The following is a 13,790-nucleotide window of genomic DNA, read 5'->3' on the forward strand; positions in this document are numbered from 1 at the left end:
TTTACTCGCTCTTGGCTCTGCAGTTCTGACACAGCCCTTGTAACTCGATGGTTTGGCGTTCAACACTAAACCCCTGACGCTTGGCGAAAGCGGCTAACTGGTCGCTTACTTCATCCAAATGCAACTCCTCTACGTACCCACACTGGCGGCAGATAAGTAACTGAAAGCCATGGATATGCTCAGGGCAGGCGCATGCCACGTAAGCATTTTGCGATTCAATCCGATGCACAAGGCCCTGGTCAATTAAGAATTCGAGGGCTCTATACACAGTTGGCGGGCGCGCAGCCGCGTGCTCTGTGGAAAGCTTATCAAGCAGGTCATAGGCCTTAAGACCACCACCATTCTTGGCAATCAGTTCCAGCACTCGACGCCGAATGGGCGTAAATCGAACGCCGCGGCTATGGCACTGTGATTCCGCTTGTTGAAGTAGCGTATTCGCTTCAGTCATTGGTGCACTCGTTGAACGTCATAAGCCTTAGTCTACGCGCTTGCAGTAGTTGTGTCAGGGGTTTCGGCCAGCTCACTCTTACGCGCAAAGTGGTACTGGGCAAAGGCTACACGTTTGGCAACCGATACCCCCTCAGGCTGACGCTCAATCAAATCGAGTCGGCGGCGCAGGCCTTCGCCGTTTGTCATCTGAATGGCAAGGCCCGGGCGAGCATTGAGTTCCAACAGCATGGGGCCATGCTGACGATCAAGCACCATATCTGTCCCCAGATAACCCAAGCCGGTCATTTCATAACAGCCTGCCGCCAGATTAAGCAAGGTATCCCATTGAGGGACCACCAAGCTTGCAAGGTCATGGCCCGTATCGGGGTGACTAAAGCACGGTCGGTCAAACTGTACGCCACGCAAAGCCTCACCGGTGGCGATGTTTAACCCAACGCCTACAGCCCCTTGGTGCAGATTGGCTTTACCATCAGAGGCCGCCGTAGATAAACGCATCATGGCCATCACCGGATAACCCTTGAAAACAATGACCCGGATATCCGGCACGCCTTCATAGGTATAGGCCATCAAGCTTTCATCAAAATTGATCAGTGTCTCGATCAGGGCAACATCCGGAGAGCCACCCAGTGAGTAAAGTCCTGAGAGGATGTTAGAAACATGGCGCTCCACATCCTCAAGAGTCAGATGCGCGCCACTGGGCTTCACAAACTGGTTATCGACGACTTTTTCAATAACCAGAATGCCCTTGCCGCCGCTGCCTTTGGCGGGCTTGATCACAAAGCCATTGTGGCCAGTTAGCATGTCGCCAATATGTTTGACGCCAAACTGTGTGGTCACCGTGCCAATCAGTTCGGGCGTGGTAATCCCGTACTGTTGGGCAAGCAGCTTGGTTTTCAGCTTGTCATCTACCAGCGGATAGAGACGGCGCGAATTGTAGCGGCCGATGTACCGGATGTTACGCCGGTTCATGCCGATGATGCCTTTATCCCGAAGGCGGCCCGGCCATGCCCAGTCCTTGAACCAGCTCATGACGGCTTCTCGTCATCGGTGATCGGTTTGAAGCGGCGCAGCTCCAGCAAACGGTAGCCCGTGTAGTTACCCAGCAGCAAAATCAGAGCCATCAGGATCAGCTGAACGCCCAGGAAGTTGAAAGTAATATGGCGTACCCAGGGATTGTTCATGGCCAGGTAGGCGAGTACCGCAGTCAACAGGCTGCCGCCGCCCTGAATCAGTACCTGTTTAGGACCTTCTTCTTCCCAGAGAATCGACATCCGCTCAATGGTCCAGGCCAGGATGATCATCGGGAAGAACGTGACCGTAAGCCCGGCGCTTAGCCCCATACGGTACGCCAGAACGGTGAAGATGGAGATAATGGCGATGACCGTTATGATGACCGCGGAAACCCTGGCTACAAGTAGTAGATTCAGGTAAGAGAGATAATTACGGATAATCAGACCAACGGCGACAATCAGCAGAAAGCCGATCAAACCAGTGGGCAGGGTGGTTTGAATAAAGGCGAGGGCAATGAGCACCGGCATAAAGGTGCCCGATGTCTTAATACCCACCAGCACGCGTAGAAATACCACTACCAATGCGCCAATCGGGATCAGCAGAATGGTCTGGAAAAGCGCCTGTTCTTCCAGCGGCAAGCTGTGGATGGAAAAATTGAGTAGCGTGTCTTCTGAGTAGTGGTTGCGTACCGCGGCTGAAGCTGGCTGATGATGCGTCAGCATGGAAAACGATACCCGCGAATTGGTGCCGCCCTGGACTTCAAGCACCGCACGCCCACCGGTTTCCCATAGCAGCAGGTTATCTGGCTGTCCCTGTTCGCCCGTTATGGGGTTAAACAGTGACCACTGATTGGCAGACTCATCGAACACTTGAATCCAGCTGCTTAACGACTGGCGGCGGCGCCCATCTTCAAGCACCAGCCCGCTCACTTCTCGGGCTTGAACGCCTGCTTGATTAAGTAAGCGGACAATTAGTGCCGAAGGCGTTTCCTGAGTAAGCAGCAAGCGGGCGCTTTCGCCCTGGCGTTCCCCATTTACATCTAAAATCAGCTCGCGCGTGAAGGTAGCGTTATTGGCGCTGCGCGCCCATGCTCTGTCAATTAGCTGGCTGGCGGCCGAGTCATAGGGGCTTTCCCAGGGCGTTGTCGAGGCTAGCCCGGGTGGCGTCTGTATCGGTGGGCGGGCGTCGGGTGAAACCAGCATCTGTACAGAGTAGTAAAGCTGCTGACTGCCGGCCGCATCACGTGTTGTCCACTGTGCCTGACGGCCCAGCTCGTCGGCTTTGTATGCTAATCCATATCCCGAAGAGGCGGTATTTTCGGTTAAGACACGAAAGCCGTTTTGATGCGATGGCAAGGCAAGGTCAACCTGAACCGGACCGTTTTGGGCATTGAAGTTAATAACGGCTTCAATTTCCCACACCTGGCGCTGTTCGCCCGGTACCCAAGGTATCTCAAATTGAAGATGCCGGTGCACACTGGTGGCAATACCTGCCACCAGAAGTAATCCAACAATTACATAAAAAGGGAGCCGGGACATGAAAATTCCTTTTAGCGAAAAGCGGCAGGGGAGCGCGATTACTCTTCGGTATCGTCTTGGTCGGCCACTTCGTCTTCAGCGGCCTGTTCAGCGGGTTCACCGCCGGGGAATTCAGGGCGTTCATGTAAATAGGCTTGGGCTACATCAATAATCGCAATATCCATCATGAAACGCCGCCCAAGCAGCACGGGGAAATCCAGATGAGTACGATCATTCAGGGTAAATTGAACATTTTCACGGATAGGCCCCAGAGTCATCAACAGAGAAATAACGGGACGCGTAGCTTCGCCTGATGCTTGAATGATGCGCACGCGACGTTCAACCGGTGCTTCAATCCACTCATTGCGCAATGACTCAACCACCACGTCGTCTTCGTTAAGCGCAAGCTTAAAACGAACCCAGTCTTCGCCGTCCCGCTCAAAACGGGTAATATCGGATGCTGACAATGAAGAAGTGTTCGCGCCGGAATCAACCCGCGCCTTTAGATACGTACCGATTCCTGGTAAACCTACCCATTCACTTCGACCCACAATGGTTTTGCTCTCCAGCGTATTATCAACTTCGCACTCTTCACGAATGATAATCGGCTCTTCACCGCGAGCTTCCAAAGCCTGGACGTCGCTGCGCAACAGGCGAAGAAGGCTGCCCACTTCACGAACATCCGCGGTCAGGGATTGCTGTCGATTAAGTTGTTGTTCTTGGTACTGTGTTTGCGCGTCACACTGCTGCGATAAGGCATCTTGCAGTTCGAGTATTCGCGTATTGAACGACGCTTCACTTAACGGTGGAGGCTCATTGGGCTCAGGCTGCTGTAGGGCACAGCCGGAGAATAAAAGTGATAAACCAGCCATCAGCCACAAAACACCTGGGCGCATAACGAGTGACATCCTTGAAAATTAAAAAGGAATGATAAGGAGAAGCTAGTCCGGTTGTCCAACGTGATGACATCTTTTTTAAAGATTAACCACCACTTGATTTAACATAATATATATTATGCGAACACCTGGAGCTTGAATTGATCTGCAAGCGATTCGGCAGACTACTGGACACTCACCCATTAACGCAAGCATTCTCGCAAACTGTGCATTTTCAATAAATTACTAGTACCTCAAGCTCCCAATCCTGGCATATTTCTTGGCGTAATACTTCTGCTTCATGTATCAGACTAAATTCTAGCGCGGTACTGCCCTGACTACGCATACAAAAAAGCAGCCCTTACTCCAGGCTGCTTTTATAAACGGTACGACCCTTAACGCTTAATCGTCGGCAGGTGCATAGGAGCCATCTTCACGATGCACTTCTTTACCACTTAACGCAGGCGTGAAAACACAAGCAACTGTCATACCTTTCTCTTTGCCACGCAGCAGGTGTTCGTCATGTTGGTCAAGCAGGTAAATATCGCCTGCCTTGATCGGCCAGATTTTACCATCTGCAACAGTTTCTACTTCGCCTTCACCTTCGTAACAAAAGACGGCTTCATAATGGTGCTTGTACTGAATGTGAGTTTCAGTACCTGGAAAGATACGTGTAATATGAAATGAGAAGCCTGCGTTATCTTCGGCCAGCACCAGGCGCGTACTATCCCAGTTGCCGTTTTCAGCGGTTACTAGACGATCTGTCTTCCTTGCTTCTTCAAGATTACGAACAATCATCATGTACTCCTTTATAAAGCGGCTGATTTTGCCAGCCGCCGGGTCGATAATTAGGAATTAATTAACAAAGCAAGTGAAAGGCCCAAGCCTAACGGTGTATTAGCCATTCACAACAGACGTGACAGACGTTTCTAGAATATCCAGCGCTTCAAGTAGGTCTTCATCGGTAATGGTTAGTGGGCAAAGGCACTTAACCACTTCGCCTTCCGGGCCGCTGGTTTCAATGATCAGGCCATTTTCAAACGCTTTGCTGGTAATTTTGTCTGCGATATCGCCTGACACAACATCAATACCGCGCATCAAGCCGCGGCCACGCTCTGTGGCAGGTATACCATTTTCAGTAAGCAGTGTTGCCAGCTTTTGAAAACGCTCTTCGACGATGCGCGCCTTGCGCTGGACATCGCGCTCAAATGTGTCATTGGCCCAGTATTTTTTTAGAGCCGCGGTGGCAGTAACCATGGCCAAATTAAAACCGCGGAACGTACCGTTGTACTGACCTGGTTTCCATTTATCCAGTTCTGGACGCATCAATACATGGGCAAATGGCAGACCAAACCCGGAAAGCGACTTTGAATTCGTCACGATATCAGGCGTAATCCCTGCATGCTCAAAGCTAAAGAATTTACCGGTACGCCCGCAACCTGCTTGAATATCATCAACGATTAATAGGATGTCGTAATCGCGGCAAATCGCTTCAAGACGCTTCAGCCACTCAATGCCGGCAACATTGATACCGCCCTCGCCTTGCACGGTTTCAACAATAACGCCAGCGGGAATATCCAGGCCACCAGAGTTGTCTTTAAGGAGCTTTTCGAAATAGTCCAGGGTGTCAGCGTGCTCGCCCATATAGCCATCGTAGGGCAAAAAGCTGGCTCCCTGGGTTGGAATCCCCCCCGTTGCTTCGCGGAATTTACGATTACCGGTGGTGGCCAACGCGCCCATGGTCACGCCATGGAAACCATTGGTGAATGTCACGATGTTATGGCGGCCCTTGGCAACGCGTGCCAGGCGAATGGCGGCTTCCACCGCATTAGTACCGGTTGGGCCCGGCAGATGCACTTTATAATCCAGCCCACGCGGTTTGAAAATGACGTTCTCAAGCGTCTCAAGATAATCCCGCTTAGCTGCGGTCCACATATCAAGGCCATGAACGACGCCGTCTGTTGACAGGTAATCAATCATTGCCTGCTTGAGATGGGGATTATTGTGTCCATAGTTAAGCGTGCCAGCACCGGCTAGAAAATCTATATATTCACGGCCGTTTTCGTCTGTTAGACGAGCATTTTGCGCCTTGGTAAATACGACAGGAAAGGAGCGCGAATAGGTACGCACGTTGGATTCCATGCGTTCAAATGTTTGAGTCTTCATTAATGACCTCCATGTATCATCATTATTAAGTAGAAAAAATTGCTGGTTACGGCAGTAGTTCTTCTAGAAAAGCGCTAAATATGATCAGTCTTAAATGGGCCAATGCGAACCAGGTTCTCGGGGTCGTGCTCTCCACCAAGCTGCTCAGTAGAGAAGTACTCGCGACTGTTAAGAGGCGCCTGCCAACGCGCGGCTAAGCGGCGGAAAAGACCCCAGGAAGCCTGGTTGTCAGGGGTGATTGTCGTTTCCAGATGATGGACATCCGCTAACTCGGGGCGCGACAGAATGGCTTCAACCAGTCTACGGGCAAGTCCCGTACCTCGCGCTTTTTCACCCACTGCAACTTGCCATAAGAAATAGGTATCCGGCGCGTTATCCTTCACATAACCCGATACAACCCCGACGATTTCACCCTCCTCATTGGTTGCTATGGCACAAGTATCACGGAATTGGGTAGCGAGAAGCAGATAAGCATAAGCAGAATTAACGTCCAAGGGGGGGCACGCTTTAACTAACTCGAATATACCCCACCCATCATCTGCATTCGGTTTACGGATGAACAGTGGCGTTTCTGAAAACCCCACTACGGCATCGGCGACCGTGGGGCGTGCTAGTTCGGATGAGGATGTAAAAGGTTGTATAGGCATGCTCATGGTTATGCTTCGCTGTAGCGAATTTGATATTCATTATAACAGCTGATTATTACCAATTCAAAAACCATATTATCCACCAACCTGTTTTCCATAATTTTTAATTATAGACAGCCTGTCCGGAGATGCTGACCGCAACAGGCAGAAGTGAACGATATGAGTTTAGTCTAACTATTCCAAAGCGGTGATAAAAAAGGCGAGCCGAAGCTCGCCTATATAATTAAGGGGCAAATTAGTGTCTTGTCAGCGTTCTAAGCGTGACAAATTCTTCGGCACCAGTTGGGTGGATGCCCACCGTCAAATCAAAATCCTGCTTGGTAAGCCCTGCTCTTACTGCAATCGCGATGCCTTGAATAATCTCGCCCGCATCTTCTCCCACCATGTGAGCACCGACCACTACATCGGTTGCATCATCCACGACCAGCTTCATCAGCGTGCGCTCCTGGCTTCCTGACAGCGTATGCTTCATTGCACGAAACTGAGTTGAATACACACGAATCTTGGCAAGCTTCTGACGCGCGCCCTCTTCCGAAAGCCCGACAGTACCAATGTTGGGCTGGCAGAAGACGGCGGTAGGTACCGTCGTGTAATCGAGGGGCGGGGGTGTTGCATCCTTGAAATGATAATCAACCAGCTGCATGGCTTCGGCAATGGCCACCGGTGTCAGCTCAGGCCCTGCCGTTAAATCGCCTAATGCCAACACTGAGGGAACCAAGGTTTCATAGCGTTCATTAACGGGGATTTTGCCGTCACCATCTAGTTGAATGCCAAGCGCTTCAAGACCCAGGCCCTGTATGTTGGCTTTGCGCCCCGTTGCCGCCAGTACAGCATCCACCTCTAACACTTCACCGGTTGTCAGGTGTACGTTATAGCTCGTCCCGGCGGTTTCTATACGTTCGATATTGGCATTGAAATGCAGGTTAACGCCCTTCTTTTCCATTTCAGTACGGGTGAATTCACGCACTTCGTGATCAAACTGTTTGAGGAAAAGATCGCCCCGGTAAATCAGATGTGTTTCGCTCCCCAGGCCGTTAAAAATGCTCGCAAACTCAACGGCTATATAGCCACCTCCCAGCACCAGAAAGCGTTTAGGGAAGGTATCTAGATCAAATACCTGATTTGAATCCAGAGCATGCTCTTTGCCAGGAAAATCGGGAACCCATGGCCAGCCACCTGTGGCCACCAGGATTTTTCTGGCGCGAGCGTAGCTAACTCCATTGGTGTCCTTCAGTGCTATCGTATGGCTGTCAACAAGCTCTGCGCGAGCGTTAAGCAACTTAACCCCTGTGCTTTCCAGCATGCGCTGGTAAATTCCATTCAACCGTTTAATTTCACTGGTCTTATTGTCTCTTAATGTGGCCCAGTCAAAGGTCGCGGGTTCAGAAAGCTGCCAACCAAAACCAGCAGCATCATCGAAGCTGTCATGAAAATGTGCCGCATAGGCATAGAGCTTTTTAGGCACGCAGCCCACGTTGACACAGGTACCGCCCAGATAGCGGTCTTCGGCGATAGCCACCTTGGCACCGGCTGCTGCTGCCATGCGGGCGGCACGGACACCGCCTGAACCGGCGCCAATCACTAAAAAATCATATTCATAGTCAGAATCGGCTACCATTATTTACTCCTATCAGTGTTCATCCGCGGCATAGTGTAAGCCACGCATGCTTATTGACCTTAGTCGCAGGGAAGGTTAAAACCTTCTCCGCTTACTTCATTCCACGTTAACTTGACGATGTAACGAAACGGAGACTCAATGTCTGACCCTATTGCGACGCTCCTTGACAACAATCGCGCCTGGGCTGAGCGCATGTGCGAAGAGGATCCCGAGTATTTCAAGCGCCTCTCTGATCAGCAAAATCCAGACTATTTATGGATAGGCTGCTCGGATAGCCGGGTTCCTGCCAACCAGATTATTGCCCTGCCCCCAGGTGAAGTATTTGTTCACCGCAACGTTGCCAACCTTCTGCATCACACTGATATGAACGCCTTGTCTGTGGTTCAGTATGCCGTGGACGTATTGAAAGTCAGCCATATCATGATTGTGGGCCATTATGGATGCGGTGGCATCAGGGCTGCGGTAACCGGCGGTGAATGCGGCGTCGTTGACTACTGGCTGCACTCGGTGCGTGAACAGTACAACCATCATCGCCATTCGCTTGATCACTTACCTCTTGATGATCAGATTGATCGCATGTGTGAGCTTAATGTTAAAGCACAGGTTAACAGCTTATGCCGTACTAAAATTTTGCAGCGTGCCTGGCAGCGTGGACAGTCGATTTCAGTACACGGTTGGGTCTATGGCCTGAGCGATGGCCGTGTTAAAGACCTGAAATGCACCGTAACTGGGCTTGATCAGGTAGAAACGCTCTACCGCATTGATCGCATACAGCCAAGCGATTAAACCGTCTAGCGGCAGCTTTCAACGACTACCGCCATGCGGTAGTCGTCTTTAAAGCACTTCCCGCTACAATCGTTGCCGCTTACTCACCAATTGGGCACGTAACGCCAGTCCCTTTCAAGCCGCAGTAGCCGTTAGGATTCTTATCCAGGTATTGCTGGTGATACGCCTCTGCGAAATAGAAGCGCTCCAACGGCTTGATCTCGGTTGTGATGGTACCTCGCCCTGCAGCGCGTAACGCCTCCTGGTAAACCTTGGCACTTTGTTCAGCTGCCTTTTGCTGTGCCTGGGTTGTGGTATAAATGACCGAGCGATACTGCGAGCCAATATCATTGCCCTGACGATTTCCTTGAGTGGGATCATGCTGTTCCCAGAAAATCTGTAGCAAGGTTTCAATGTCGATTTTGCTCGGGTCATAGATGACCCGAACAACTTCAGCATGCCCCGTACTCCCGGAACAGACTTCTTTATAGCTTGGGTGCTGGGTCAGGCCGCCAGCGTAGCCTGCAGCAGTTACGTAGACACCGGGCTGTTGCCACAACAGGCGCTCTACGCCCCAAAAACACCCCATTCCTAATACGATTTCTTCAAAGTTTTCCGGGTAAGGACCCTGTAGCGAGTGGCCACTAATGGTATGCAGCTCACATGTTTCAACAGGCGTGCGCGCAGCGTTGTCATCACTTAAACGTGTCATATCAGCCTCATTCTACTGCTGCTTATAAATTACGGGGTTACCCCGGCGGGAGAAGGTATAAACTAAATCCACCGCTTGGTTAGCACCTGACACCGCCTGAACATAAAGGTTACGCCATAGCGTGTAACGTAAGGTTAGTTCTGCAATGGGAGAGAAAATTCCCACGCCGTAGCTGATCCTAATATCGTCGGTTAGCTGCCCGCTCAAGGCCACCTGGCTCTCGTCTCCTGCTCCTGTGGTATCCAGTGCCAGGTCATCAATACCAAAGGCCTCACCAATTGAGCCTACCGCCCCACCTGTACGCCCTAATGACATGCCGATCAATGCCGTCGTAAGCGCACTATCCATGCCGCCACTTGAGTCCGGCGCCCGGCCGCGAAGCAGATAGGATAGCGCCTGAGTTTCACCCATGGGCGGTTCTGAGAAAATCATCACGTTAGGCTCCTCGGCATTACCGGTGACGCGCAAGCCAGCGATGACATCATCTTCTGTCACATCAGGATTGCGTATGGCTTCGAAATCGAGTGTAGGCAGTGACGGTGGGCCGCTAAACAGGAGTTGGCCACGCCGAATAAGTAGGTCCTGCCCAAATGCCTGGAAACGGCCATCGACCAAGTTCACGTCGCCAAACAGCTGAAGTCCGCCGCTATCTTGACGAATTTCCAGTGTGCCGCCCAACCCTGACTCAAGCCCGTAAGCGGAGATCAGCATATCTTGCCCAAGCGTCAGGGTAATCAATACATCAATTTCCATACCCGTCTGGGCCAGCTCGTCGGATGCACTTGGCTCACCGCGTTCTGCTGCACGAAGCGCCGCTTCTTCTGCCTCGCGATCATCGCGTTCGGTAATAATGATTTCATCAGAGCTTGGCTCGATGGCTGATGAAGACCTGGAACCGATTTCCAGCCGAGCCCAGGGTAGATCCACATTACCGCGTACCTGCAGGCGCTCCGGGGTAATACGCACGCGAATATCGGGTGCGGCTTCCAGGCGCCCAAACTGCGGCAGTACGAGCAGAAGCGGGTCCTGGGTAGCATTCAGGTCTACACCGATACGCCAGTCGTCGGCTCCGGGCCAGTAGGTGTCCCCGGTAATATTCAGACGACCACGCTCTGCCGCTAAAAAGCCATTGATATCTCCCTGCTCACCGTCAAACGAAATGGTCAGCTCGCCATCGCGCACGTCCAGTGGGATATCCGGCCCGTGCAGGCGTAAGCCGCGCAGTGCCAGCCCCCCCTGCAAATCAGGTTGGCGGGTGGTGCCACCAATCTGCACGCGCCCATCAATCGCGCCTTCCAGGCGGTCCATATTTATAACCATGGGACGATAAGGTTCCAGCGACAGATTGTTGGCTAAAAGCTCGCCATTCAGCTGGCCCTGGCCCAGCGGGTCGTTAAGAGACAGGTTAAGCGTTAAATCGCCTGCTTCTGAAAACGATAGCACCACGTTGGTATCTGCCTGCGATTGACTGGCCTGTATCTGGGCATCCAGATTAATCCCAGGCAATTGAACCGGCTGTCCGTAGTCGTTGATGGCAGTAATCGCAAGCTCGCTAAGCACTTGTACATCAGCTTGCCATCTCGCCCCGCCTTGCCGCCAGGCGACCGTTGCATCCGCAGTGGTAGCCCCTTCTAATGACCACTCATCGGGCAGGAACGGCTCAAGCATTTCCATGGGAACTTCGCGCACGGTCAGTACGGCGCGCCCTTGGTTGGCCGAAGCATTGATTGGCTCCTGTGAGCAGACCAGACCGCCCTCTTCACGGCGCAGGCAGAACGGCGAGAGGCGCGCCTGACTATTTGCCAGGTTATAGCTGAGCTCAAGCGGCGCTTCCAAACGAATATTGCCTGCCTCAGAATCAATTTCAAATGGTATTAATCGGCCCTGGTACTGCTGGCGCTGTTGATCGAAACGACCGTCCAGAGAGAGTAGCGCTCGCTGTAACGGACTATTGGGATCGCCTTGTAAACGTAGCTCTAGGCGGTGCTGGGAAAGACGCCCCGTCATGCCTACATTCGCCGTTGAGAGCCGCTGGCCTCCCGCTAAAATTTGCTGTAGGCCAAGCTGAACGTTAAGTCTTGGGTCTTCAAGCCCCTGCACCGTAGCATCTAACTCTAATTGCTCTACCCGGTTATCCGCAAAACGCAGATCGCGACCTGCCAGGTCGGCAAGAATCTCGGGCTGCTCAAAGCTACCCGTGGCTTTTATATTGCCTGTCAGGGTTCCTGCCAGTTCAGGGGAAAGTGTACGGAGTTCACGAAGAGCAATATCAGCATTTAACGACATGGCCTGTTGGCTTACCTGACCTGAGGCCTGCAGCCGGTTGTTGCCCTGCGTAAATAGCAGCTCATGAATATCCACTTCAAGATTGCTGTTGGCATCCAGAGCCGCCTGAAGCGTTAGCGGGTAATCACGCAACTGACCATTGATATCGATATTGGCGATGCTTACTGACCAGAGATCGCCCAGCTGGTGTACGTTTAATTCAATATCCCCCGTTAAGCGGCCATCCATTTGATCGATAAAGTGCGCTGGATCAAACTGGTCTAATCGGATATGGGTATCAATGGTTAGCGGTGCCAGCCAGTCGATACGTCCTTCGCTACGTAGCCTGCTATCCTCTACCTGCAGCGTTAAAGGCTGCCAACGGAAGTGGCTAAAATCCCCTTCGCCACTTAGCGCTACCTGAGTAGACGGCAGCTCTGGCCCCTGGGCTATCAACTGTATGTCAGCCTGATAAGCTTTCAGGCTGCCGGCGACAGAAGCATCAACTGCTTCTATCACATAAGGCGGAGTCTGATCCCCTTCCTCCACCTGCGGCTCTTCCACCAGCGGCCACTGCAAACGCTCGCTTTGCAAGCGTGCCTGAAAAGGCACATTGGGGGCCAAGGCATCTACCTGAGCATTAAGGGATGCTGCCACTATGCCTGAGGTAGTCAACTCTACCTGCAGATCACCCAGCGAGCCGGAAAGCTCCAGAACAAGCTCTTCGCCATTTAGCTCCGGGAACAGTTCAGGCAGAAACAGCACGGCTTCCAGGCGGGCTTCAAGGGGATAATTGCCGGCCATATCCACATTTGCCACAAGGTTTGCCTGTACATCGTCGGTAGTCACCTCAAGCGAAGTAATCTCTACCTGACTTTCCTGGGTATGTAGCCCTACTTGCAGACGTTCAACATCGTATTCAAAAGCGCCGGTCAGGTTAATATCCGTGGCGGTCAGATCGCTCACTGCAAGATCGACCGGAAGCACGATTTCAGGTAACTCGATACGCTCGCGCGCCGCTAGCTGCTCCTCCGGTGATACAGCTTGGAGAGCTTCATCATGAGGTTGCGTTAGCAGAATGGCACCATCGATCCCTTCCGCCATCAGCGGGGTCCGTACTTCTTGGGTAAGTTGAACGCCGGGCGAAGGCGGCAGATAAACCGTTACCTGCTCAAGCCGACTGGGGGCGAATGCTACACGGCTCTGCTCAGCCGTTGCCGACGTTTCAAAGACCGTCCAATTGATACGCGTGCCATCGGCAAGTTGAACCACTACGTTATTCAAGAGGACAGAACGAAGCTCAATGGGAAACGGCAGATGCAGCCTGAAAGGATCGCCATTATTGGGCGGCTCTTCTTCACCATTGCTGGCTCCCAGACGAATATCTGCCCCATCAATGTGCAACGTATCCAGGCAAAGCCGTTTGGAAAGAACGCAGTTATCTGCCCAAGCTAACTCCAGATCGTCTATCGCGACACGGATATTGCCAAGCTCGAGGCGGAAGCCCTGAAGCGTAAATTCATCGAGTAGCGCACCTTCTTGATGCTCGAACGTAAAATAGCCACGCTGCTCACCCTGAGAGAATAAAAAGCCCGTACCCCAAGGTGACAGCGCTACCCCCAGCAGAAGCGCGACTAAGCCCAATATCCATAAGGGCAATACAATAATCAGACGTACCAAGCTCCACACCAACAGCCATGCGCGTTTTCGCGATGAATATGGCTGACGCGTCGTGGTAGCGGAAGACTTAACCTGGGACAAGGC

At 52.2% G+C, this 13,790-nt stretch carries 11 protein-coding genes; 1 reads left to right on the forward strand and 10 read right to left on the reverse strand.

Annotated features, from left to right (window positions below):
* Position 1: 1 nt before the first annotated feature.
* The 8 genes from ELY38_RS07105 to gorA all read right to left on the reverse strand — a co-directional run bounded on the left by ELY38_RS07105 (position 2) and on the right by gorA (position 8,284).
* Positions 2-448, reverse strand: coding sequence for a Fur family transcriptional regulator (locus ELY38_RS07105; RefSeq protein WP_127060884.1), 447 nt, complete (start codon positions 446-448; stop codon positions 2-4).
* Between the two features lie 32 nt (positions 449-480).
* A complete protein-coding gene (locus ELY38_RS07110; protein WP_127060885.1) occupies positions 481-1,479 on the reverse strand; it encodes an alpha-L-glutamate ligase-like protein in 999 nt (332 codons plus the stop codon).
* Positions 1,476-2,999: an inactive transglutaminase family protein gene (locus ELY38_RS07115; protein ID WP_127060887.1), complete on the reverse strand. Its 1,524-nt coding sequence runs from the start codon at positions 2,997-2,999 to the stop codon at positions 1,476-1,478. Before ELY38_RS07115 ends, ELY38_RS07110 begins: the two co-directional genes overlap by 4 nt.
* A gap of 38 nt (positions 3,000-3,037) precedes the next feature.
* Positions 3,038-3,874, reverse strand: a complete 837-nt coding sequence (locus ELY38_RS07120; protein WP_127060889.1) for an ATP-dependent zinc protease family protein — start codon at positions 3,872-3,874, stop codon at positions 3,038-3,040.
* A 381-nt stretch (positions 3,875-4,255) separates the two neighbouring features.
* A complete protein-coding gene (locus ELY38_RS07125) occupies positions 4,256-4,651 on the reverse strand; it encodes an ectoine synthase (RefSeq protein WP_127061130.1) in 396 nt (131 codons plus the stop codon).
* Between the two features lie 99 nt (positions 4,652-4,750).
* A complete protein-coding gene (gene ectB, locus ELY38_RS07130; RefSeq protein WP_127060890.1) occupies positions 4,751-6,019 on the reverse strand; it encodes a diaminobutyrate--2-oxoglutarate transaminase in 1,269 nt (422 codons plus the stop codon).
* Between the two features lie 74 nt (positions 6,020-6,093).
* Positions 6,094-6,672: a diaminobutyrate acetyltransferase gene (gene ectA, locus ELY38_RS07135; RefSeq protein ID WP_127060892.1), complete on the reverse strand. Its 579-nt coding sequence runs from the start codon at positions 6,670-6,672 to the stop codon at positions 6,094-6,096.
* A 229-nt stretch (positions 6,673-6,901) separates the two neighbouring features.
* Positions 6,902-8,284 carry a glutathione-disulfide reductase gene (gene gorA, locus ELY38_RS07140; RefSeq protein WP_127060894.1) on the reverse strand — a complete coding sequence of 461 codons (1,383 nt, stop codon included), beginning with the start codon at positions 8,282-8,284 and terminating at the stop codon, positions 6,902-6,904.
* 138 nt (positions 8,285-8,422) lie between these two features.
* Here gorA and can point away from each other — a divergent pair, with 138 nt between their 5' ends.
* A complete protein-coding gene (gene can / locus ELY38_RS07145) occupies positions 8,423-9,070 on the forward strand; it encodes a carbonate dehydratase (RefSeq protein WP_127060896.1) in 648 nt (215 codons plus the stop codon).
* 79 nt (positions 9,071-9,149) lie between these two features.
* Here can and msrA read toward each other — a convergent pair whose 3' ends face one another.
* A complete protein-coding gene (gene msrA, locus ELY38_RS07150; RefSeq protein ID WP_127060898.1) occupies positions 9,150-9,761 on the reverse strand; it encodes a peptide-methionine (S)-S-oxide reductase MsrA in 612 nt (203 codons plus the stop codon).
* Between the two features lie 12 nt (positions 9,762-9,773).
* The gene (tamB, locus tag ELY38_RS07155; protein WP_127060900.1) at positions 9,774-13,787 is read right to left on the reverse strand and encodes an autotransporter assembly complex protein TamB; all 4,014 of its coding nucleotides are present in this window, start codon (positions 13,785-13,787) and stop codon (positions 9,774-9,776) included.
* Between the last annotated feature and the right edge of the window lie 3 nt (positions 13,788-13,790).

It is taken from the genome of Vreelandella nanhaiensis, from assembly GCF_003990185.1.
GTDB lineage: Bacteria > Pseudomonadota > Gammaproteobacteria > Pseudomonadales > Halomonadaceae > Vreelandella > Vreelandella nanhaiensis.

Bases quoted from the DNA above. Each gene is read 5' to 3' on its own strand.
- ELY38_RS07105 (WP_127060884.1), bottom strand. From the start codon at position 448: ATGACTGAAGCGAATACGCTACTTCAACAAGCGGAATCACAGTGCCAT.
- ELY38_RS07110 (WP_127060885.1), bottom strand. From the start codon at position 1,479: ATGAGCTGGTTCAAGGACTGGGCATGGCCGGGCCGCCTTCGGGATAAA.
- ELY38_RS07115 (WP_127060887.1), bottom strand. From the start codon at position 2,999: ATGTCCCGGCTCCCTTTTTATGTAATTGTTGGATTACTTCTGGTGGCA.
- ELY38_RS07120 (WP_127060889.1), bottom strand. From the start codon at position 3,874: ATGCGCCCAGGTGTTTTGTGGCTGATGGCTGGTTTATCACTTTTATTC.
- ELY38_RS07125 (WP_127061130.1), bottom strand. From the start codon at position 4,651: ATGATTGTTCGTAATCTTGAAGAAGCAAGGAAGACAGATCGTCTAGTA.
- ectB (WP_127060890.1), bottom strand. From the start codon at position 6,019: ATGAAGACTCAAACATTTGAACGCATGGAATCCAACGTGCGTACCTAT.
- ectA (WP_127060892.1), bottom strand. From the start codon at position 6,672: ATGAGCATGCCTATACAACCTTTTACATCCTCATCCGAACTAGCACGC.
- gorA (WP_127060894.1), bottom strand. From the start codon at position 8,284: ATGGTAGCCGATTCTGACTATGAATATGATTTTTTAGTGATTGGCGCC.
- can (WP_127060896.1), top strand. From the start codon at position 8,423: ATGTCTGACCCTATTGCGACGCTCCTTGACAACAATCGCGCCTGGGCT.
- msrA (WP_127060898.1), bottom strand. From the start codon at position 9,761: ATGACACGTTTAAGTGATGACAACGCTGCGCGCACGCCTGTTGAAACA.